A 22,472-nucleotide genomic window follows, 5' to 3' on the forward strand; every position below is an offset into this window, starting at 1 on the left:
AAGTTTAAAGATTCTGCAATTATTTCCAGTAGGGACTTTGTACCAGGTTCTCATTATATTGGAGAGCCCCGTCAGATACCGGCCAGAAATAGTCCTTGACCGTAAGACTGGGTATGAACTGGGTTACCGGGATGTAAAAATCGGAAGGATCGTGCTGAAAAACCGACCAGCCCTGCACCGGCTGCGCCATTACTGTTGTCCATTCCTTCCAGCGCCGCAGGTCCCAGCCGGCCCTTGCTTCAAAACAAAGTTCCACCCGGCGCTCCCGGTGAATGATCTCCCTTAATCCATTTTTTGTAAGTGGTTTCCCGGGGTTATAGGAATAATTCGCCCATGATTCTACTACACCTTTCAGCCCGGCCCTGCCTCTTACACTGTCAACATATGCATATGCTTCGGCAGTAGGCCCGTTGCTTTCATTTAAACATTCTGCATAAAGCAGGTACAGGTCTGCCATCCGCATCCTGGGAATACGGAACGAGGTTTGAGAAAACCCGTTCTTATCAAAAACACTCAGGTAATGCGCCAGTTTTTTGGGCCAGATGCCGGTAACATTAAGCCTTGAATTATCTTTAGGAGCAGCCGGACCCGTTCTTGCCTGCACGTATATGGCGGCATCCGGATCCAGCACGCCATTGCCATACCATACACCCCCGTCAAATCCGATATTGGCATAATAACGCGGCTCGCGGTCAAAATTATTTTTAATGGTCTGATAGTCCTGCCCGATCAGGTATTTATTCGCTGCATCACCTGTTCTGAGCGAAAACCGGTTGGTATAATCCCAGGTTTTGTCTTCGTTGATCGGCACCCCGTTTTTAGTATAAAAGAGGTCGGTGGTTCCAATTGGCACAGCCAGGGTACCGGGAGCTGCACCCAGGTTAAAGTCGGGCACCAGGCGGGGAATGGAATTGGCCTGCTCATAGTAGTTCGTATTCAAATTCCAAACCACTTCGTTGTTGAGATCCCATTTTTCAGTAACCGCATTCTGAAGGGTTAGTACCTGGCGCAGCACGGCAGGAAGATTGGCCGGGAGATTGGCGGGCCGTATAAACTGGTACAGGCCCAGGTTCTGCTGCTGCGCTGCATCGATCGCTGCTTTGCAGGCCGCAGCCGCCGTGGTCCATTTGGCAGCGTCGAAAGTGGTAGAAAACAGCTGCTGCCCGTCTTTATTTTTGTAACCGGCATAGTCCGGATTACCGTTAAACAAGGGGCTCGCCTGGGTAGTACGGATCTCTGCTTTTACCGCCAGGGCAATCACTTTTGTGATCCGGCCCAGCTCCCGGTTAATGTCGGTAATTACTACCGGAAGGTTGGGTATGGCTTCATCGATCAATTGTACCGCATAATTAAATACCGAATCAACCGGCTGCCGCTTTACCCGCAGCTGCTCGATGGGTGTGGTAATATCCTGGTTTACTTTATAGATGGGTACCGGCCCATACATCTTTGCCAGGAAGTAATGATAATAGGCTTTCAGGAATTTTAATTCGGCGATCCATCTGCCTTTTTCAAAAGGAGTCAGGTCGATGGGTTTATTGATATTTTCCAGCATGATATTGCAGCGGCGGATGGCCTGGAAAACCGCAGATCCTCCATAGCTTCCATCCCAATAATTCAGCACAGGGTTCGATATATTCTGCGTACCGCGCATCAGCTGAAAGCCGGCATCAAAAACCTTTGGCCCCTCTCCAATGGTAGCAGGATACATGATCTCACCGGAAGTGGTAAAAGAAGGATCCGATGTTGCATTGCCAAAGGACTGCAGGGTACCATAACAGGCAAACAGGTAGTTTTCCGCTTCATTCCGGTTACGGAATGCATAGTCGATTGTACCCACATTCTCAGGCGTTACATCCAGGTATTTTTTACAGGAGGATGTGGTGCCCAATATCAACAGGAGCAGTAAAAACCAGGTGGTATATCTTGAATTGTTCATGAGTTTTTGCATTTGTTTTGTTACAGGGTGATGTTAAATCCAAGGTTAAACGCCTTTTGTAAAGGATATAAAAAGCCATTGCCCGTTCCATCGCTATTCTTTTGTTCCACATCCCACAATTTAAACCCGGAGAACAGGAACAGGTTGGATCCATTTACATAAATGCGGCAGCTTTTTAATCCCAGTCTCCTGGAGAGGTTATTGGGCATCGAGTAGCCCAGCTCTACCAGTTTCAGCCGGAGAAAATCGCCCTTACGCATCCACCAGGTGCTGGTTTGCAAATTGTTTACTACTGAGTTATAGTTCACTCCTAACCGCGGATAAAAGGCATACAGGTTCTGATTCGATTCCGACCAGTAGTCGTCGGCGATCGACTGCAATACCTGTGCATTCCCTGCTACAAAAGGACTGATATCGTAGGGGCGGATGAAAAGGGAAGTACGGGCGTTCCCCTGGAAGCGGAATCCCATGTCAAATGCCGCATACCGGATCGATGCGCCAAAACCATAAGAGATCTGCGGCGTTGATGGAAACCCGATGGGTACCATATCGGCCACCGTGATCTGACCATCGCCGTTAATATCGCGGTATTTGATATCGCCGCCGCGGGGCGCCAGTGTACCAAAATTCTGTGTGGGTGAAGAAGCGGCTTCCTTATCGTCTACAAAAAGCCGTTCGGCAATATAACCAAAGGGCTGACCTACAATGGAACCGGTGCGGCGGCGCCAGGGCTCTGTAAGATAGGCCGGCTCTTCATAATTGGTGTGGATGGCTTGCGAATAGGTCAGGTTCGACATAAACGAAATGGAAAGTTTATTAGAAAACACCTGGTTATAATTCGCCGTAAGATCCCACCCGTTGGCATCTACCACACCCACGTTCGCATACACGGCTGCCTCCAGCCCTGTAGAAGAGGGTATATTCCGCTGCATTAAGATATCCGATCGCCGCTCTTTCCAATACTCTGCAATCAGATCAATCTTTTTGAACAGGGTAATTTCTGCAGCTCCGTTAAATTTCAATCCCCGCTCCCAGGTTACGGCTTTGTTTTCATAATTATTGATCCTTACCCCCGGGCGGAAATATCCATTATCGATTCCGAAGGCCGCACCATTATTGGCAGCCAGGTTTACGTCCGACAGGTAAAAGAACCGCTGGCTTCCCACCTGGTCGTTACCCGTATAACCAAAGCTCGATCTTAGTCTAAACGTAGAGATTACATTGGCAAGCGCCTCGCTCCAGAACTTTTCTTTTGATACAACCCATGAGGCACCAATGGTTGGAAAAAATCCATACCGGTGACTTTCGTCGAACCGCTCAGAACCATTGTACCCAAAATTGAACCGCAGGAAATACCGGGACTTAAAGGCATAACTGGCTTCTCCTGCAAAATTGATATTCCGGTAGGGAAGCGCGTAGGGCAATGACGGCTGCCGGGTATTGGGGTCAATTCCATTGGCATTGAGTTGCTGCAAGCGAATGACGTTTACAGTAGCTCCCACTTCATGATCTCCCAGCCGTTTTGTATAATCCAGTCTTCCCTGGAAATGTACATATGCCGATGCATCTTTACCACCGGGATAATACACCAGGTATTCTGTAGCAGCGCCCGGGGTATTGTTGATCCACTGCAGCTTATACTGATTGGTACCAATATCATATCCACCATCCGGTATGGTATAATAAAAAGGATTATAAGCCATGGTATTATCGAAATAACCATACCGCTTAATGGTTACAAAGCCGTCGAAAACCAATCCCGGGGTAATAAAGTTGAGTTTTTGATTCAGCTTCATGGTCGCCGTCATGTTTGAGGTAGAAAACCGTTTGTAGCCCCGGAGCATTTGTGCATAAGGGTTACCATAGCCTACGCTGTTCATATTGGCCCCAAAGGCATTTCCAAAAAGGATATGCTGCGTAAGCAGGTTAGCGGAGTCCGGAGCATAGAAAGGCGGAAACAGCACCGGACTGGTATGCGTGGCCACATTATAAAGATCTACCGAATAGCTGGCATCATTGGTGAGCGGCCCGATATAGTCATTAAAGATCCCCCACAACTGTGTAGTAAGTACGGTTGTTTTGGAAAGATTAAAATCAATATTCGTACGCAATTGATAGGTGGTAAACCGCAGCCGGTTTTTAAAACTATTCGCTGCGTCCGATTTTAAACTCCCGTTATCATTGCTGTAAGAGCCGGAAATAAAGTAGTGTGCAAAATCGGTTCCCCCACTTACATTCAGATTGGCCCGTTGTGTATAGCTGGCTTTTTTAAACAGTAGATCCAGCCAGTTTACCGCAGGGTATACGTATTGATTGCTGCCCGGGGTATGGTCCATTGTCAGCTGGGTATTATGAATTTTGTCGGCGCTAAACGGCGGTGCCAGGGTAGGATCACGGGTAACCGTAGCTTCGTTATACATTTTCATATAGGTAACGGGATCCGCCAGTTTTATAGTACTGGTTGCGGTGGAAAGCGTGTTCTCCAGAACGAGATTGATTTGTGCTTTTCCGGTTTTACCGGATTTGGTTGTTACCAGTATTACCCCGTTTGCCCCCCTGGCTCCATACAGCGAAGTAGCGCTGGCATCTTTTAAAATGGTAAAACTTTCCAGGTCGTTTACCTGCAAACGCGCCAGGTCGTCCTTGCCCACCTCTATATTATCGATAAGAATCAGCGGGTCTGCCCGGTAACCAAATGTGGTAACCCCCCTGATAAAAAAGTTGGAGTTATCCAGTCCTGGCTGTCCGCTGCTTTGGAATCCAATGATCCCTGCAGCTTGTCCCACAAGGGCATTGGTAAGGTTACTGGCCGGGATCCGCAGGTTCTCTGGTTTTATAGTAACCACAGACCCTACTACCGATTCCCGTACCTGTTTACGTCCCAATGCGGTAACCACCACTTCATCCATTCCGGAGGTGATCTGTTGCATTGTAATCGAAACCGTGGCATTGCCGGGTGTAATCAATGCCTGTTCCGGCTGGTAGCCTACCAGGGTAAAATGAATGACCGTTCCGGAATCTACTTCCAGGATGAATTTCCCGTTCACATCGGTAGAGGTCATCTTTTTGTTATTGGCCGTGGAAACGGTTACTCCCGTTAAGATGCTCCCCGTTGAATCAACCACTGTACCCGTGGCATTGATTTTACCGGTTTGCGAATGAGAAAGCATGGGCAGGGCTATTAGTAAACCCAATATTGCCCAAAAAGACAATCGTTTGGCAGCAAGCATAGCATTTAAAGATTCGTTAAAAATTGTCTTACAAAATAAGTGGGGTTCCAACTGCAAGGCAATAGGCTTTTGGCCAAAAAAGATGGATTATTCGATATATTGTTTAAACATATCAATAAATAAACGTTTTAAAAAAGACTGTACATCACCCCCTTGTTTTTTGCTGAATCAGGTTACTTTTACCTAACTTTAACAGGTATTAAACCAAAAATGAGATGGATTATTCACCATATTTAATGGATAATTAAATACTTCTTGCCTATGTCTACCTTTAAACGAAGAGATGGGTTTGTGGGCGAAAAAATGCTCGAAATCCCCCATCAGCTCCTGCAAAAAACGCTGCAGCAAAACCCGTTTTTAAAACAACTCTACATTACCCAGATCGGCTATTTTCCAAAGGCTTTTTATCATTACCGCGAACGGAGGAACGGATGCCATGATAATATCCTCTTCTATTGTTTGAAAGGAAAGGGCTGGTATACGATTGATAAACATCATTTCGAGATACGTGCCAATGAATACGCCATCCTTCCGGCCACAGCAAAGTACATGCGCTACGGCGCAGACGAGGATGAGCCCTGGACCATTTACTGGGTACATTATACCGGCAATGAAATTGAAGATATGAACCGGTCGCTGGGTATTACGGCAGACCGCGGGCCGCGCCCTATTGCCTTTAACGACAGGGGCATTACCACCTGGGAGATGATGTATAATTGCCTGGAACGGGGTGTGAACAACGAAACTCTTTTCAACGCAAATTTCTGTTTATATAAATTTGTTGCGTCTTTTTTATTTGCCGAACAGTGGGAGCAGAAACCTGTTTCTCAAACCAGCCTGTTCCTGGATGCGGTAAAAGCACATATGCAGCAGCATATCAACAGCCGGCTAACCATTCCTGAAATGGCGGCTGCCCAGGGCATATCGGTTTCTTATTTTTCCCAGCAATTCCGGAAAGCAACGGGTATACCGCCACTGGATTATTTTATCCAGCTGAAGATCCGGCATTCCTGCCTGCTGTTGCTGAACAATTCCATCAAAATAAAAGACGTGGCCCAGCATGTGGGTATGGATGATCCCTATTATTTTTCCCGTATGTTTAAAAAATATATGGCCATGTCGCCCCAGCAATACCGCCTCCAGAAATGGAACGACGCCGATAATCCTAAACTTGGATGATTTAAAAGATGGTTGCCAATAATAGAAGGTCTTATTCATTGACCGTCAACGCTGTGACATTATTTTTGTGACAGAAAAAAATGGTCACAGATTTTTTGTCACAAAGATCCGGCAGGTTTTGCACGCCTGTTTCGACTGCAAGGTATTTGGTAAAAGCCGCTCAAAAACCTGTTTTTGAAGCATTTCCTAAAAGTTTTTTACTTTTACGTCTTATAAACTTCATTTCGGATTATGAAAGCAACAAATAAGTTCTGGGTTGTTACGTTAATGATATTGATTGCCGCCCTGAGCCGCATTCTTCCCCATCCTTATAATTTTACACCACTGGTGGCCATGGCGCTGTTTAGCGGTGCTACTTTTGATAAAAAATGGATGGCCTATATTATGCCGCTGCTGGCCTACCTGCTTTCGGATCTGGTGATCAGTCTTACCGGCGCCCGTGGTTTTTACGGTATCAGCCAGTTCTTTGTGTATGGGGCCATGCTGCTGGTAACGGCGCTGGGCACTACGCTCCGTCAGCCCAAAGCTGTAAAGGTGCTCGGCTATTCGCTCACCGGCTCCGCCATCTTCTGGATCATTTCCAACTTTGGAGTATGGGTGGCCAGTGGTATTTCCGGAAGCATCGAATACGAACCAGGACTTACATTAGGGATGACCTACCTGAGGGCCCTGCCTTTTTACAACCAGTTCAGCAACCAGTTGTTCCTGGGTGCCTTTGGAGGCGACCTGTTTTATAGTGCTGTATTGTTTGGCGTATATGCCCTGGCACAAAAAAGCCTTCCTTCACTCCGGTATTCAAAAGCCTGATATATAAAATTTAAAGCATGAAAGCATGAATTCTTCATTCATGCTTTTTTTATGCGCAATCGGTTGCAACAATTGCCAATAGCAGCAATAATTTCCCTATTTTTAGAGCCATTAATTCATTTTAAACGATTTGTAATGGCAGGAACCAATTCCAATTCCCAAAACATTTTGCTTCCATTGGCTACGATCTGCGGACTTTTTTTCATTTTCGGATTTGTAACATGGGCAAACGGAACGCTTATTCCCTTTTTTAAATTGTCTTTTGGCCTTTCGGATATACAGGCTTTTTTGGTTACTTTCTCTTCGTATATGGCCTACTTTGTACTGGCCCTTCCTTCCTCCTGGATCCTGAAAAAGACCGGCTTTAAAACGGGATTAGTACTGGGATTAATCGTACTGGCGCTGGGTTCTTTAATTTTTATTCCTGCCGCTAAATCCAGATCGTTTGAATTATTCCTTACCGGAATTTTTGTGCAGGGTGCTGCACTGGCATTGTTACAAACCGCCTCTAACCCCTACCTGTCAATTATCGGCCCCATTGAAAGCGCAGCCAAAAGGATTAGTATGGCGGGAATCTGTAACAAGTTTGCAGGTATGATTGTACCTTTTATTATGGGCGCAGTGTTCTTAAAAAACGCGGCCGAAACCGAGGCAAAAATTGCCGCAGCTACCGGTGTTGAAAAAGAGCAGCTGCTGAATGATGTATTGGGCCGGGTAAATACGCCTTATATTGTACTGGCCATCGTATTCATCCTCTTTGCGATACTGATTAAATTCTTACACCTTCCGGAGGTAAATCCAGAGGAGGACGTAGTGGACGAAACCAGCGGAGAAGTGGTGCATCATAAAAGCATCTTCCAGTTTCCCCACCTTTTCCTGGGCGCGCTTTGTATTTTCGTATATGTAGGTGCCGAAGTAATGGCGGGTGATATTATTGGTGTATATGGAAAGGAACTGGGTATTCATGCCGACCAGGCCAAATACTTCACATCCTTAACCTTGGGCGGTATGCTGGTGGGTTATGTGGTGGGGATTTTCACCATCCCCAAAATTCTTTCACAACAGGCGGCATTGCGGATTTGCGCCATACTGGGAATTGTATTCTCTGTTATTGCCTATTTCAGTTCCGGTTATGCATCGGTGATCTTTATTGCGCTGTTGGGACTGGCAAACTCATTAATGTGGCCAGCGATTTTCCCGTTAGGCATCAGTCACCTCGGTAAGTTTACCAAGATCGGTTCTGCCATCATGATCATGGGTATTGCCGGAGGAGCCATCTTACCGATTCTCTATGGATTTTTAAAGGATCGGCTCCACATCAATTTCCAGCTGTCTTACTTTCTTTTAGTAATGCCCTGCTATCTCTATATCCTGTATTTTGCTATCAGCGGCCACAAAGTAGGTCTTAGCAGATTGAAAAAATAATTATAGCGCATTGCGCAGGCCCTGTAAGGTTTTTCAAAAAACTTTACAGGGCTTTTTATTTAAAGTATGCTGAATAACTTAACGTGCGACAGTATAAAAAACGGAAGATTTCCATATCGTTTCGTATCGATCAGCAAAACGCCTGCCGCTACTTTGTAGTATCAATATATTCTATTGCAAAACGGGAGACCGCAAAAAGAAAAAATATTCGTGTATTCGTGGCAGTTAGACACCACCGGTCCTTATTTAGACGCAAATAAAAGTTCGCAGGGTTTTAAACCGGTAAGCCGTTTAAACGCCGTGCTGAAATGAGAAATGGAGGAATAGCCCAGCATCATCGATACATCGGTTACGCTCAGTCCTTTTTCATAAAGCAGGTATTTGGCATGTTCCATCCGCTGGTTCTGATAGAAATCAAAAATAGTGGTGCCATACATTTCCTTGAACCCTTTTTTCAGGTAACACTCATTCATTGCCACTTTCCGGCTCAGCTCCTTGATGGTGATGGGCTCCCCGATATGTTTGATCAGGATCTCCCGGGCTTTTTCCACCTTATCCTTGTCCGCTTCATTGGATAAGAACTTACAGCTGATCACTTCCAGCTGCTTGTCATCGGCCATGGAATCCATCGTTAGCAATAACAACATCTGCAGCTGGGCATTTACATAAATGTTTTCCAGTGTACCATCATAACTGTGCTCCAGCAGGCCTTCGATAACCGTTTTGGTTTTACAGCATAAAGGCAGCGTACGGGTAAAAGAAACTTTGTGTTTAAATTTGAGCAACGAGTCACTAAAACTGTTGCTGGTGCGATTTTTTATAAACCCCGATAAATGCGCCGGTGTAAACTGAACGCTTACCACATCCAGGCTTTCCTTGCTATCTTCACATTCACGGGCCTTTCCGACGGTACATTTTCCGCAATTCTCCCGGCTGCAATACATATTACCGGCAATGCAAAATTTCAGTTTCAGGTTATTTTCTTTGAGTTTCTGGCTGCTGTATTCATACGCCAGCATTCCCATATCTTCTGTTAAAATATTTGCCGGGCGGCTATACCGTTTGATCTCATACTGCACCGCACCGGGAATCTGATGGATCCGGTGTGCCATCAGATCCAGCGAAGAAGGCTGATCCAAGTCCTTGAAACTTAACCGTATAATTTCTTCAGTTTCACTCATAACCGGCAGCAAAGGTATCTTTAAACCGTTACAAAGCCAACAAACAATTGTCAATTAACGGTAATAATACCTGATTTGCAATCTATTATTAAAAAAATATGTACAATTAATTGGTGAATGTCTAAATTTGCGCCATTATTTATTATTGGTTTGACCCTGTAAGTACATGATCCATTTTAATTCATACATACATCCGGATGCCAAGGTAGCAAGGAATGTAAAAATAGACCCGTTTACTGTAATCCATCAGGATGTTGAAATTGGAGAAGGTACATGGATCGGTTCAAACGTAACCATACTGGAGGGCACCCGTATCGGAAAGAACTGTAAGATCTTCCCCGGAACCGTGATCGGTTCAGAGCCCCAGGATAAAAAATTCGATGGCGAAAAAACGAATGTAGAGATCGGAGACGACTGCGTGATCCGCGAATTTGTAACCATACACCGGGGTACCCGCGACCGCTGGAAGACCGTAGTGGGCAAAGGATGCTGGATCCTGGCCTATAGCCACATCGGCCACGACTGTGTTATTGGCGATTATTGTACCCTCAGCAACAGTACCCAGATTGCCGGGCATGTAGTGCTGGGAAGCCATGTAGGCTTTGGAGGCGTTTGCGCTGTACACCAGTTTGTAAAAATAGGATCCTATGCCTTTATCAGCGGCGGATCGCTGGTAAGCAAGGATGTGCCTCCATATATTAAGGCTGCCAGACAACCATTGAGCTATGCAGGCATCAATTCTGTTGGGCTGAAACGAAACGGTTATTCCGTAGAAAAGATCAACCACATCCTGGATATATACCGCACTATTTATAACCGCGGACTGAATGTTACCCAGGCCATGCAGCTCTTGGAAGAGGAATTTGCCGTTACGGATGAGCGCGATGAGATCCTCACCTTCATCCAGGAAAGCACAAGGGGTATTATTAAACGATATACCAAAGGGAATGGCGATGACGATAGCCTTGAATAAGGCTGGTAAACGGTTTAACCGCGACTGGATTTTCAGAAACCTCACCTTTCAGTTCGAATCCGGCAATAGCTATGCCATCATCGGATCTAACGGATCCGGAAAAAGTACCTTTTTACAAGTAATCAGCGGTGCGCTTCATTTAAATGAGGGTCAATGCACGTGGACAGACGGTGCAGTCCTGCCTCCTGAAAAAGTGTATCGCCGTATTGCCTATTGCGCCCCCTACCTGGAGCTGGTTGAAGAAATGACCCTCCTGGAATTTCTCGAATTTCATCAGCATTTTAAACCTTTCGTAGCCGGGATAACTCCCAGGAAGATTGTTGAAGAAATCGGGATGCAGGCCGCGGCACATAAACGGATCCAGCAGTTTTCAAGCGGGATGAAACAACGGGCCAAGCTGGCGCAATGTATTTATTCAGACGTGCCGGTGCTGTTGCTGGATGAGCCCTGTACCAATCTCGACCGGCAGGGGATCGATCTGTACTATGCACTCATTGACCAGTATGCCCAAAACCGGCTGGTGCTGGTGGGCAGCAATGATGAAGTGGAATACAAATTCTGCAGGCAGCGCCTCAGCATCATGGACTACAAGGTATTTTAATGCTATATGCTATGCGAAGCTTTAAGCTTCGCATAGCATATAGCATATTTTACACATACATTTGTAATATGAACAGACCTTTACGTGTTTTGATTGCCAAAATAGGCCTTGATGGCCATGACCGTGGCGCCAAAGTGATCGCTACCGCCCTGCGGGACGCCGGTATGGAAGTGATCTATACCGGTCTGCGACAAACACCGGAAATGGTCATTCAGGCAGCCATCCAGGAAGATGTCGATGTGATCGGCATCAGCATCCTGAGCGGTGCACATATGACCGTTTTTCCAAAAGTGCTGGAATTGATGAAAGCGCAGCAAATGCAGGATGTGCTGCTCATTGGCGGTGGTATTGTGCCGGATGACGATGCGGCGCAACTAACGGGCATGGGTGTGGGACGGATCTTTGCGCCCGGGAGCACCACCCAATCCATCGCCACCTATATTCAGGAAGAAGTAGCGAAAAGAAGAAATTTTTAAATGTTGTTTCAGTTTCACAGTTCCAGGTTTAAACGTGAAACCTGGAACCTGAAACTTGAAACAATTAATAAGCTCTTGCAAACAGCACCCGCTCTTTAGACGGTTTTCCGGACAGGATACAGGTTCCGTCTTCCTGCGGATTGTTAAGCGGAATACAGCGGATCGTGGCTTTTGTTTTCTCTTTAATAGCGGCTTCCGTTTCCGGCGTGCCATCCCAATGGGCGGCTACAAAACCACCTTTTTCATCCAGTGTTTTTACAAAATCGTCCCAGGTATCTACCCAGGTGGTCTTTTCTTCAGTAAACTTCCGCGCCCGCTGAAGCATTTCAAACTGTATTTTTACCAGCAGCCCATTCACATATTGTGAAATGCCATCCAGATTGATGGTTTCCTTCTCCTTCGTATCACGACGGGCCACTTCAATTTTATTGTTTTCAAGATCCCGCGCTCCCAGTACCAGCCGCACCGGCACTCCTTTCATTTCATACTCTGCAAATTTCCACCCCGGGCGGTTGTTATCATTATCATCATACTTTACCCGGATGCCCTTTCCTTTGAGGTCTTCCAGGATCTCCGTGGCCTTGGCATCAATCAGGGCTTTTTGCTCCTGCCCCTTGTAAATAGGGATGATCACCACCTGCAGCGGAGCAATCCGGGGCGGTAACACCAGTCCCTGGTCATCGCTATGCGCCATAATCAGCGCCCCTACCAACCGGGTGCTTACCCCCCAGCTGGTTGCCCAAACGTATTCCTGTTGGTTTTCCTTATTCAGGAATTTTACATCAAAGGCCTTCGCAAAGTTTTGTCCCAGGAAATGAGAGGTACCTGCCTGGAGTGCCTTTCCGTCCTGCATCAGCGCCTCAATACAGTAGGTATCTTCTGCACCGGCAAACCGTTCGCTGGCGGTTTTCACACCTTTGATCACCGGCATAGCCATAAATTCTTCTGCAAATGTGGCATATACATCCAGCATTTTGCGCGTTTCTTCCACCGCTTCGTCCTTTGTAGCATGTGCGGTATGCCCCTCCTGCCACAAAAATTCTGCAGTACGCAAAAACAGGCGGGTACGCATTTCCCAGCGAACCACGTTGGCCCACTGGTTTATGAGCAGGGGAAGATCGCGGTAAGATTGAATCCAATCTTTATACGTGCTCCAGATAATCGTTTCACTGGTAGGGCGTACGATCAGTTCCTCTTCCAGTTTCGCTTCCGGGTCTACCACTACACCTTTTCCATCCGGATCGTTCTTTAACCGGTAATGGGTTACCACCGCACACTCTTTCGCAAATCCTTCCACATGAGCGGCTTCTTTACTCAAAAAGCTTTTAGGGATAAAAAGCGGGAAATAGGCGTTCACATGCCCGGTATCCTTAAACATTTTATCCAGCGCATCGCGCATATATTCCCAAAGGGTAAAACCATAAGGCTTGATAACCATACATCCCCTTACGGCGGAATAGTCGGCCAGGCCTCCTTTTATAACCAGGTCATTATACCATTGCGCATAATCTTCCGCTCTCGAAGTAACTTCCTTGCTCATATAATAGTTAATAATTAATTATTCACAGTTCCTGGTTCATTTGTGCCGGGGAAGGTCAAACCATAAATTTCAACCGCTTCCTTTCCTGTTGCATTCTGAACCTTTTGTACGTTAACTATGTTGTGAATTAACAACATATTATGCATCTTTTTTAACAAAAGAACGTCATTATTAACGTAACTTTATCAGCAATTGCAAATGTATATTTAAAAGGGTAACAATTAGCTGCAATTGGTGATTAATTATAACAATCTGATTCATAAACTATTTAATATCGCCAAAAATGAACATCAGAACATTGATACTACTGCTTGGCTGCGCTTTCTTTATAGGGGGGTGTACCACGGCATACAAAACCGGACAAACACCAGACGATGTTTACAATTCTCCCGCACCACCGCAGGATGAATATGCCAACGTTAAAAAGTCGGGCGAAAAACGGTATCGTGATTACGAATCATATGATGAGGACGAATATGCCGATTACGATGACCGCTATTTGCGCATGAAAGTGCGGAACCGCTATCGCTGGTCAGATCTTGACGACTGGTATTATTATGGGAACCGTTACAATTTCAGCTATTACAATAACTGGTACTACTGGAACGATCCTTTTTACTGGAACAGTCCCTGGAGCCCGGTAAGCTACTGGAATATGTATTACAACCCCTACTATTCCGGCTGGTACGGTGGCATGGGCTGGGGTGGCGGCTGGTATAATCCCTGGTATTCCGGTTATTACGGTGGATGGGGTTTTTATAGCTTTAACGGCTGGTACGATCCCTGGTACACCGGCTGGTATGGTAATCCTTACTATTATGGATATGGACCCGGGGTAATTGTGGGTTCAAGAGTTAACTATACTCAACGACGTACCAATCTGAACACCTATAACCCATCCATCCTTAACGGAAACAGAGCGCTTCCAGACAGAAGCACCGGCATTACACGCGAATATGGCAATGGCACCACCGTAACAAGAAGAAGTTCCAGCGATTATGGAACTTATGGAGTACGGTCAGAAAGAAGCGTAAATACCAATACGTCAAACTCCAGTGCCCAGGGACGTGCCAACTCAATCCGCGAACGGTATTCAGGAAGTAACTACAACAACAGCCGATCTTCGTCTTCTTCTGAACGTTACACACCTTCTTCAAGCCGCACAGAAACTTATAGCCGGCCAAGCGTAGACACCCGTTCGTCTACGCCATCCTATTCACCACCTGCATCTTCTGGTGGCGGCGGGGGCGGCGGCGGAAGCAGCCGTGGCAGTACTGGTGGTGGTAGTGGCAGAAGATTTTAACTTGTTCAACTAAACTTATCCAATGAAGAAAATAGTATTTGCGGCAATCGCCTTAGCATCTGCCGGCAGCCTGTTTGCCCAAACACCCGAAGATGCGTTACGCTACTCTTGGCTTACATCGTCTGGTACTGCACGGGTACAGGCATTGGGAGGCGCAAGCGGATCACTGGGCGGCGAAATTTCCACGCTTTTTACCAACCCCGGTAACCTGGGATTTTACAAAACGGGAGACCTTGTAATTTCAGGCGGCGTTAATATCCTCAATAACAAGGCAGGTTATTTCGGCTCATCTAACAACACGAACAAGAGTACCGGTTTTTTTGGTACCTCAGGTGTTGTTTTTGGAAATCAAAGCCGGGGCAATGGCGCTGTAAAAAGCTCTGCCCTCAGCATTGGCGTATCCAGGATTGCCGATTTTAATAATAACATCCGGTTCGGGGGGCTCAACACAAAAAGTTCCATGGCCGATATGTTTATGGAATTTACAAATGCCGACAATGGTCGCCTGGATCCCTATAGCTCCCAAATGGCATATGATGTGCACTGGATTGCGGATGATGCCAATAAAAAATTATTTTCACCTGCCAGCGCACTAGCCCGTAACGGGGGCGTACTCCAGGAGGGCTCCTTAAGAACCAATGGAGGCATTACGGAATTTTCGGTTGGTGGTGGACTTAATTTAAATAATACAGTATACCTGGGAGGTGCTGTTGGGCTTCCAACCCTGCGTTATGGTGCCACAAGAACCTTTGATGAAGTAGATCCTTCTACAAATCCTAATAATAATTTTGATAACGCTTATTTTGACGACGACCTGGTAACCAAGGGAATGGGCGTAAATGTAAAACTGGGTGCGGTATTTACGCCTTCACAAAATTTAAGGCTTGGCCTGGCAGTACATACGCCTACCTGGTATAGTTTGACAGATCACTATGATGCCGAAGCCTATGCCAATACAGAAAATCTTCCCCAAAATGAAGGTAAAAATGAAGCATGGTCTCGCCCCAACCAGCCGGCAGTTTATGATTATTCACTACAAACGCCTTATAAATTACTGGGAAGCCTTACCTATCTTTTTGGAGATGTAAACAATGTTTCCAGCCAGAAGGGGCTTATTACTGCAGATGTGGAGTATGTAAATCATATGGCATCTAAATTTAAAGCATACGATGAAAACGGTGTAGCCGATCAAAATAGCTACCGAAGACTTAATTCGGCCATAGATGATTCGTACAAAGGCGCCGTAAATGCACGGTTAGGAGCTGAGTTAAAATTCAACACCATTATGGCCCGGTTTGGCGGTGCCTATTATGGCAACCCCTATAAGAACCTGGCGGGCGAAAAGGGAAATATCTACCAGGGTTCTGCCGGCGTAGGTTACCGCAACCATGGTTTCTTTGTAGACCTGGGTTATATTTACACAGCAAAGGATGATGTCTATTATCCTTACCGGTTAGAAAATAAAAGCGCTTTTGATCCGGCAACGATCAAATCCAATGGGTCAAGAGTGGTGCTTACACTGGGTTTCAAGATTTAATACATATCGCTTTCTGATGATTTAGTTATTGGCCTCCGGAGTGATCCGGGGGCTTTTTTTTTCAGGATCGGGGTAATAATAGACCAATAGCTGTTTCATTAAAATGGCTGTTGCGGAGACTCAAACCATGACCTGCGCCCCGGGCAGTGTTTATAATATAACCCGCCAGCAGTAAGCCTTAACAACCAGTTGATTTTTCTTATCGTCCAAACATCTTCTCGATCTGATCCTGTTTAAATTCGAGGTAGGTAGGATTGCCATCAGGGGCTGAATTAAACGACTCGCACTGGAACAGGTCGGTTACCAGTTGCCGCATTTCCCGTTCGGTTAATCGGTTACCGTTCTTTACGGCCCGCTGCCGCGCCAGGGAGCGGATGAGCTTCTCCCGGTTAGAAACACGGATATCACTGCTGAAGTGTTTATACTGCTCCAGTGTAAAATCGATGAGGTGTTTTTCATCCGTATCTTCCAGGTCGGCCGGTGTGCCCTGCACCACAAAACTGTTCTTGCCGAATGGCTCAATTTCATAGCCCAGCATCAACAGATCGGGCAATAATTCACCCAGCAATACCGCATCTGAAGGTGAAAGTTCCAGGGTTACCGGGAACATGCTTTTTTGAATGGTTACCGGGGCCCCGGCTGCCGCCTGTTTCATTTGCGTGTACAATACCCGCTCATGCGCCGCCTGCTGGTTAATCAGCAAAAAACTTTTATCCGCCGGCATAATGATATAGGTATTCAGTACCTGGGTAAGTTCCGTATCTCCATCTATTTCAAACCGGCTTTTTTTATTTTGAATCACCAGGTTTTGTTGCTGTGCGGTTTTTTCGTAATCAAAAAGCGCCTCTTCCCGGGGCAGGGGTTCATAAAATTCCTTCCAGCTTTTCAATTCCTGCCCGGAGGGCTTTTCAATAAAATGCGCCTGGTGCTTTTGAGTAAATCCCTGGTACAAGGTAGAACCCGATGCCTTCTCCTGTTGATCGCTGGTAAAAGGCTGGCTTACGGACGGCAATTGCTGAATGGAAAGGTCCAGATCAAAATCCAGCGTGGGCGTAATACTAAACTGGGCCAGGGCGTGCTTTACAGCCGCTTGCACAAATGCATAGATGATCTTTTCATCTTCAAACTTGATCTCCTGTTTGGTAGGGTGCACATTTACATCCACCTGTGCAGGATCCAGGTCTATAAACAGTACATACATCGGGAAACTGTCACCGGGCAGCAGCTCCTGGTAGGCATTCATAACCGCATGGTTCAGATAGGCGCTTTTAATAAAGCGGTTGTTTACAAAAAAATACTGGTCGCCCCGGGTCTTTTTTGCTGTTTCCGGCTTGCCCGTAAACCCGTGAATGTTCATATAATCCGTTTGCTCCGTTACAGCAACCATTTTAGCATTATAGCTGTTGCCCAGCAACTGCACGATCCGTTGTTTCAGGCTTCCCGGTTCCAGGTGCATCAGCTGCTGACCATTACTGGTAAGGGTAAACAGGATATGCGGAAAAGCCATTGTTACCCGCGTAAACTCCTCTACAATATGCCGCATTTCTGCTGCATTACTCTTTAAAAAGTTCCGTCTTGCAGGCACATTAAAAAACAGGTTTTTCATGGCAATGCTGGTACCATCCGGAACAGCCACCGGTTCCTGGGTTACCACCGTGCTGTTTTCTACTTCGATATAAGTGCCGGTTTCATCCTCCGGCCGTTTGGTCTTTAGCTCTACCTGGGCCACGGCGGCAATAGAAGCCAGCGCCTCTCCCCTGAATCCCATGGTATGAATATGAAAAAGATCGTCAATATTCCGGATCTTGGAAGTAGCATGCCGTTCAAAACACATGCGTGCATCGGTTTCACTCATCCCGCTTCCGTTATCAATGACCTGTAATAAGGTTTTTCCGGCATCCACAACAATTAGCTGAACAGCAGTTGCTCCTGCATCCACAGCGTTTTCCAGCAGTTCTTTTACGGCACTGGCCGGACGTTGAATAACCTCACCGGCGGCGATCTGGTTAGCAATATTATCAGGCAATAAAAGAATCTTATCAGGCACGGTATCTTCTGTTTTGAACGTGTAAAGGTACGTTTTAGCGCCTAAATCCTCCGGAATGACAGCGGGAATTTCAACAGTTTTCGTTTACTCCTTCGGAGTTAATGGTTATTATTAAAGCAGCTGGGATTTAGAAAGAAATTGTTTTACGTAGTAATTTTGATTTTATCCGGCCTTTTTTACTTTCCTGCAAGACAAATTTTTTCCCGTCCAAATAATAGGAAATCACCTCCTTATCGGCAGGATTCACTATAAAATATTCCTTTACGCCAAAGGTTTCATAAAGCTGTTTCTTTAGTTGCAGATCGTGTTTTTTATTGCCGGATAATGCTTCCACTATAAGATCGGGCGGTCCTTTTACTTTTCCGTCCCTGATGATCGAAAGATTCTCTTTTGCAATAAAAACAATATCCGGCTGCACGGCATTGTTGCTACCGAGGTAAACATCTACAGGAGAAAACACACATTCCCCCAGATCGTTTTCCATAACATAGGTATTCATAAAGGTAAGCAGCCGGCTCAACAGGCGCTGGTGTTCAAAGGTTGGTGCGGGTGACATATAGAGTACGTTATTGATAACCTCCGCCAGGGTACCTTCCGGAAGCGTTTCATATACTTCCATAGCGGTTCTTGGCGGACGCTGGTATTTTTCTTTTGCCATTGTAAGTCCCATACAGCAAGTTACAAAATAATACCATCATAAAGATTTCACACGGCCATTTTCACCAAATCTTTATTTTTGTCCCTCGCAATGTCTCACCTTATTGTGATCTGAAGGCGGAGTAAAATTCAAAAAAATCATGAGTAAAGGACCTGTTTCTCAATTTATTGAACATCATTACCGGCATTTCAATGCAGCGGCACTGATTGATGCGGCCAAAGGTTATGAAACCCATATGAACGCGGGTGGTAAGATGATGATTACCCTTGCCGGTGCTATGAGCACGGCCGAACTGGGTATTTCGCTGGCCGAAATGATCCGTCAGGACAAGGTACAGATCATTTCCTGTACGGGTGCCAACCTGGAGGAAGATGTAATGAACCTGGTAGCACATTCGCATTACAAACGAGTGCCCAATTACCGCGACCTTACCCCTCAGGAAGAATGGGACCTGCTGGAAAATCATTACAACCGGGTAACAGATACCTGCATTCCGGAAGAAGAGGCTTTTCGCCGCCTTCAGAAACATCTTGTAAAACAATGGAAAGAGGCGGAAGAAAAAGATGAACGTTATTTCCCGCATGAATTCCTGTATAAAACTGTTTTGAGCGGAGAGCTGGAGCAATACTATGAAATTGATCCTAAAGACAGCTGGATCATTGCCGCAGCGGAAAAGAACATCCCGATCGTAGTTCCGGGATGGGAAGACAGCACCACCGGAAATATTTTTGCCAGCTATGTGATCAAAGGTGAATTAAAAGCCAGCACCGTAAAAAGCGGGATCGAATATATGACCTGGCTGGCCGATTGGTACCGCCATAACAGCGAAGGTAAAGGCGTTGGCTTTTTCCAGATCGGCGGCGGTATTGCCGGAGATTTCCCCATCTGCGTGGTGCCCATGATGTACCAGGACCTGGAGTGGCACGATGTTCCGTTCTGGAGTTATTTTTGCCAGATCAGCGACAGCACCACCTCCTTCGGTTCTTATTCCGGTGCCGTTCCTAATGAAAAGATCACCTGGGGCAAGCTGGATATTGATACGCCTAAATTTATTGTGGAAAGTGATGCTACCATCGTAGCGCCCCTGATATTTGCCTGGATCCTGGGCTGGTAAACGGGTTAAGATAAAGATCAAAATCAAAAAGGGCCTTAGGCCCTTTTTTAATACCTGTAACATTTAAAAGAGGGCTCCCATCCCCTGCTGCCGTTGCTCAAAAAGCGATATTGCGGATGGCCCCATGTTGCTGCTATAACACTAAACGGGCACAGGGAGCACCTCTTTTAATCATACGAAAGAACTACTATTTTGCCGTAAAACTGGCAGAAGCTCCAGCCGAAGCAACTACCAGTACGTTGGATGTAAGTTGATTAACAGCCCAGGTAACCTTACTGGAAGAAGCTCCTTTTACCGTGAGGTTGCCCGAAGCATCCACCTGTAACAAATTACAATAAGCCTGTATAAACGTATTAAAGGCCACCAATCCCCCGGCATAGGCATTTACCACCGCCTGCAAATTGGCAGCAGCAGCACCGTTTACCTTATAACTGATGCTTACATTCGAAATTTCAATATTCGTTCCGTCATAACTCCATGTACCCGTAACCACGGCCCCAACACTGCTATAACTTCCGGCACCTGTTACAGCGCTGTTCAGGATTAAACTAAAATCATGGTTGGCACTAAACGTAGCCGCGGGTTTTTGTTCATTGGAAGCAGCCGCCGTATTGGTTTGCTGCCAGGAGTGAGCTGTAAGTTTTTCCTCGTTGGAGTAACTGGTATCATCGTTTTTTTTACTACAGGCCAAACATAATACGGCCATTAATGTGGATAGAAGAAGGTTTACGCGCATAATAAGGTTTAATTGAATAAATAATAAAACAGGCACAAGATAACAACCGATTATGAAGAAAAGGTGATGTCCTCTCAAAGGGAGGCACCAAAAAAAAGAGCTCCCTGGGAACTCTTTAAAAAAATCAGTTTAATGCGCCTGTTCAGGTAGTTTCAGATCCCGCTTCAGCATTTCATTCCGGTTGGCCATCTCCCAGGCGGTATAAAAGATCATTTGAGCTCTTTTAGCCATCAGCGGAAAGTTGATCTTATCAATTGTATCAGTAGGTTTATGATAATCGGCTTTTAACATTCCATCATAGAAAAAAAGGATGGGAACGCCTTTCCGGGCAAAATTATAATGGTCGCTGCGGTAATAGATCCGCTCCTTGTCATTGGGATCATCAAATTTATAATCCAGCACCAGCCTGGTGTATTTATTATTCATGCCTTCATTGATCACCGGAAGATCTGTACTCAGCTTATCGTGCCCGATCACATATACATAGTTCAGGGTATCGGCGCTCATCCGTTCCGTATCAATACGGCCGATCATATCAATGTTCAGATCGGCAGTCGTTTTATCCATCGGGAATACCGGGTTCTCCGAATAGTATTCAGATCCCCAAAGGCCTTTCTCTTCCCCGCTTACCGTCATAAACACAATGGTTCGGCGCGGGCCCTTGCCGGCTTTTTTTGCCAGGGCAAAAGCTTCAGCCATTTCAAGAACACTCACCGTTCCTGAACCATCATCATCCGCACCATAATAAATATTTCCTTCCGCGTCTTTGCCAACATGATCATAATGCGCGGTAATAAACAGGTACTCGTCTTTTTTGTCCGTTCCCTCGATTACACCCAGTACATTGGAGGCTGTTGCCCGGTCTTTTTGCAGCAGGTAGTTCAGGGCAATAGCGCCTTCGTTAATCCCCGGACTGGTCTGTCCATTGTTAAGGGCTTCTTCTATTTCCTCAAACCCATGACCACTTACTTTTTCTACCACATGCGCGCTGATATAAAAGGTTGGCGTAGCCTTTTCCCCATCCGCTTCCCGTTCCCAGGTGGGTTTGTAACGCACTTTTACTTTTGCCCGGGGCGGAATTTCTTTAGTAGCAATAAGAATAGCGCCAGCACCCTTTGCCAGTGCATTGCTGATCTTACTACCCAGCGTGGTGGAAGCGGCTCTTCCCGGCGAAGATGGCGTAAATCCTTTAGGGCTACCGGCAAAGATCACCACCAGCTTTCCTTTTACATCCAGGCCGGCATAGTCATCCCTGTTCTGATCTACAATCCCGTATCCTGCAAGTGCATATTCCTTATAATTGAGGTCGATCTTGTCATCATCGGTCCATATCGGCGCTATGTCCTTATCTCCTTCAAAATGCATCCCGTTAATGGTCAGCTTCAATACGGCCAGCGAATCTTTTGACAATTGATAGGTTTGCCGGAAGCTTCCGTTATTACCGGGTTTCAGCCCCAGCTTTTCAAAATGCGCAGTAATATAGTCCGCTGCTTTTTCCAAACCCGGTGAGGGTGTGTCCCGGCCCTCCATCTCAGCACTGGCAATTACGCTCAAATGATTTTTCAGATCGGTGGTGGTAATGGATCGTCCAAAAATTTGGGGATCCGCTTTTTTTTGAGCCGCTCCGGTCAGGGCTGCACATACACCTGCCACGGCAAAAAGATGCTTTATCATATTTCTCATTTTCTGTATTAGGGTCTGTTGGCCGAAACCGGATCCGGGTTGC

Annotated in this window: 17 protein-coding genes; 9 read left to right on the top strand and 8 right to left on the bottom strand. The window is 46.1% G+C overall.

Features of this window, described 5'->3' with window-relative positions; all coding sequences use genetic code 11:
• Positions 1-19 precede the first annotated feature (19 nt).
• Complete coding sequence (locus Q1V85_RS23940; RefSeq protein ID WP_300604329.1) at positions 20-1,939, bottom strand: RagB/SusD family nutrient uptake outer membrane protein; 1,920 nt, start codon at positions 1,937-1,939, stop codon at positions 20-22.
• A gap of 20 nt (positions 1,940-1,959) precedes the next feature.
• Positions 1,960-5,109: a TonB-dependent receptor gene (locus Q1V85_RS23945; RefSeq protein ID WP_300604332.1), complete on the bottom strand. Its 3,150-nt coding sequence runs from the start codon at positions 5,107-5,109 to the stop codon at positions 1,960-1,962.
• 321 nt (positions 5,110-5,430) lie between these two features.
• Here Q1V85_RS23945 and Q1V85_RS23950 point away from each other — a divergent pair, with 321 nt between their 5' ends.
• The 3 genes from Q1V85_RS23950 to Q1V85_RS23960 all read left to right on the top strand — a co-directional run bounded on the left by Q1V85_RS23950 (position 5,431) and on the right by Q1V85_RS23960 (position 8,580).
• Complete coding sequence (locus Q1V85_RS23950; protein ID WP_300604335.1) at positions 5,431-6,348, top strand: AraC family transcriptional regulator; 918 nt, start codon at positions 5,431-5,433, stop codon at positions 6,346-6,348.
• Between the two features lie 231 nt (positions 6,349-6,579).
• The gene (locus tag Q1V85_RS23955) at positions 6,580-7,155 is read left to right on the top strand and encodes a DUF6580 family putative transport protein (RefSeq protein WP_300604338.1); all 576 of its coding nucleotides are present in this window, start codon (positions 6,580-6,582) and stop codon (positions 7,153-7,155) included.
• Positions 7,156-7,290: 135 nt separating this feature from the next.
• Positions 7,291-8,580 (top strand): sugar MFS transporter, encoded by a 1,290-nt coding sequence (locus tag Q1V85_RS23960; protein WP_300604341.1) that lies wholly within the window; start codon positions 7,291-7,293, stop codon positions 8,578-8,580.
• Positions 8,581-8,822: 242 nt separating this feature from the next.
• On the opposite strand, the gene Q1V85_RS23965 is transcribed toward Q1V85_RS23960, so the two are convergent.
• Positions 8,823-9,761 (bottom strand): AraC family transcriptional regulator, encoded by a 939-nt coding sequence (locus tag Q1V85_RS23965; RefSeq protein WP_300604344.1) that lies wholly within the window; start codon positions 9,759-9,761, stop codon positions 8,823-8,825.
• A gap of 166 nt (positions 9,762-9,927) precedes the next feature.
• Here Q1V85_RS23965 and lpxA point away from each other — a divergent pair, with 166 nt between their 5' ends.
• The 3 genes from lpxA to Q1V85_RS23980 all read left to right on the top strand — a co-directional run bounded on the left by lpxA (position 9,928) and on the right by Q1V85_RS23980 (position 11,811).
• Positions 9,928-10,734: an acyl-ACP--UDP-N-acetylglucosamine O-acyltransferase gene (lpxA, locus tag Q1V85_RS23970; RefSeq protein ID WP_300604347.1), complete on the top strand. Its 807-nt coding sequence runs from the start codon at positions 9,928-9,930 to the stop codon at positions 10,732-10,734.
• Complete coding sequence (locus Q1V85_RS23975) at positions 10,709-11,335, top strand: ATP-binding cassette domain-containing protein (RefSeq protein WP_300604349.1); 627 nt, start codon at positions 10,709-10,711, stop codon at positions 11,333-11,335. The genes lpxA and Q1V85_RS23975 overlap by 26 nt, the downstream gene beginning before the upstream one ends.
• Positions 11,336-11,403: 68 nt before the next feature.
• On the top strand, positions 11,404-11,811 hold the full coding sequence (locus tag Q1V85_RS23980) for a cobalamin B12-binding domain-containing protein (RefSeq protein ID WP_300604352.1): 408 nt from the start codon (positions 11,404-11,406) through the stop codon (positions 11,809-11,811).
• 64 nt (positions 11,812-11,875) lie between these two features.
• On the opposite strand, the gene proS is transcribed toward Q1V85_RS23980, so the two are convergent.
• Positions 11,876-13,351: a proline--tRNA ligase gene (gene proS, locus Q1V85_RS23985; RefSeq protein ID WP_300604354.1), complete on the bottom strand. Its 1,476-nt coding sequence runs from the start codon at positions 13,349-13,351 to the stop codon at positions 11,876-11,878.
• Positions 13,352-13,634: 283 nt separating this feature from the next.
• Between proS and Q1V85_RS23990 the strand changes: the two genes are divergently transcribed.
• Together Q1V85_RS23990 and Q1V85_RS23995 are read left to right on the top strand one after the other, a co-directional pair.
• Positions 13,635-14,654: a hypothetical protein gene (locus Q1V85_RS23990; RefSeq protein ID WP_300604357.1), complete on the top strand. Its 1,020-nt coding sequence runs from the start codon at positions 13,635-13,637 to the stop codon at positions 14,652-14,654.
• 22 nt (positions 14,655-14,676) lie between these two features.
• Positions 14,677-16,191: an aromatic hydrocarbon degradation protein gene (locus tag Q1V85_RS23995; protein WP_300604359.1), complete on the top strand. Its 1,515-nt coding sequence runs from the start codon at positions 14,677-14,679 to the stop codon at positions 16,189-16,191.
• Positions 16,192-16,390: 199 nt separating this feature from the next.
• On the opposite strand, the gene mutL is transcribed toward Q1V85_RS23995, so the two are convergent.
• Together mutL and Q1V85_RS24005 are read right to left on the bottom strand one after the other, a co-directional pair.
• A complete protein-coding gene (gene mutL / locus Q1V85_RS24000; RefSeq protein WP_300604362.1) occupies positions 16,391-18,238 on the bottom strand; it encodes a DNA mismatch repair endonuclease MutL in 1,848 nt (615 codons plus the stop codon).
• Positions 18,239-18,365: 127 nt separating this feature from the next.
• A complete protein-coding gene (locus Q1V85_RS24005; RefSeq protein ID WP_300604365.1) occupies positions 18,366-18,908 on the bottom strand; it encodes a Uma2 family endonuclease in 543 nt (180 codons plus the stop codon).
• Positions 18,909-19,035: 127 nt separating this feature from the next.
• Here Q1V85_RS24005 and Q1V85_RS24010 point away from each other — a divergent pair, with 127 nt between their 5' ends.
• Complete coding sequence (locus tag Q1V85_RS24010) at positions 19,036-20,010, top strand: deoxyhypusine synthase family protein (RefSeq protein ID WP_300604368.1); 975 nt, start codon at positions 19,036-19,038, stop codon at positions 20,008-20,010.
• 187 nt (positions 20,011-20,197) lie between these two features.
• Here the strand turns inward: Q1V85_RS24010 and Q1V85_RS24015 are convergent, their stop codons facing one another.
• Together Q1V85_RS24015 and Q1V85_RS24020 are read right to left on the bottom strand one after the other, a co-directional pair.
• Positions 20,198-20,746: a hypothetical protein gene (locus Q1V85_RS24015; protein ID WP_300604371.1), complete on the bottom strand. Its 549-nt coding sequence runs from the start codon at positions 20,744-20,746 to the stop codon at positions 20,198-20,200.
• Positions 20,747-20,875: 129 nt separating this feature from the next.
• Positions 20,876-22,420, bottom strand: coding sequence for a M28 family peptidase (locus Q1V85_RS24020; protein WP_300604373.1), 1,545 nt, complete (start codon positions 22,418-22,420; stop codon positions 20,876-20,878).
• Positions 22,421-22,472: the final 52 nt, after the last annotated feature.

Source organism: Niabella sp. (genome assembly GCF_030150205.1).
Taxonomy (GTDB): Bacteria; Bacteroidota; Bacteroidia; order Chitinophagales; family Chitinophagaceae; genus Niabella.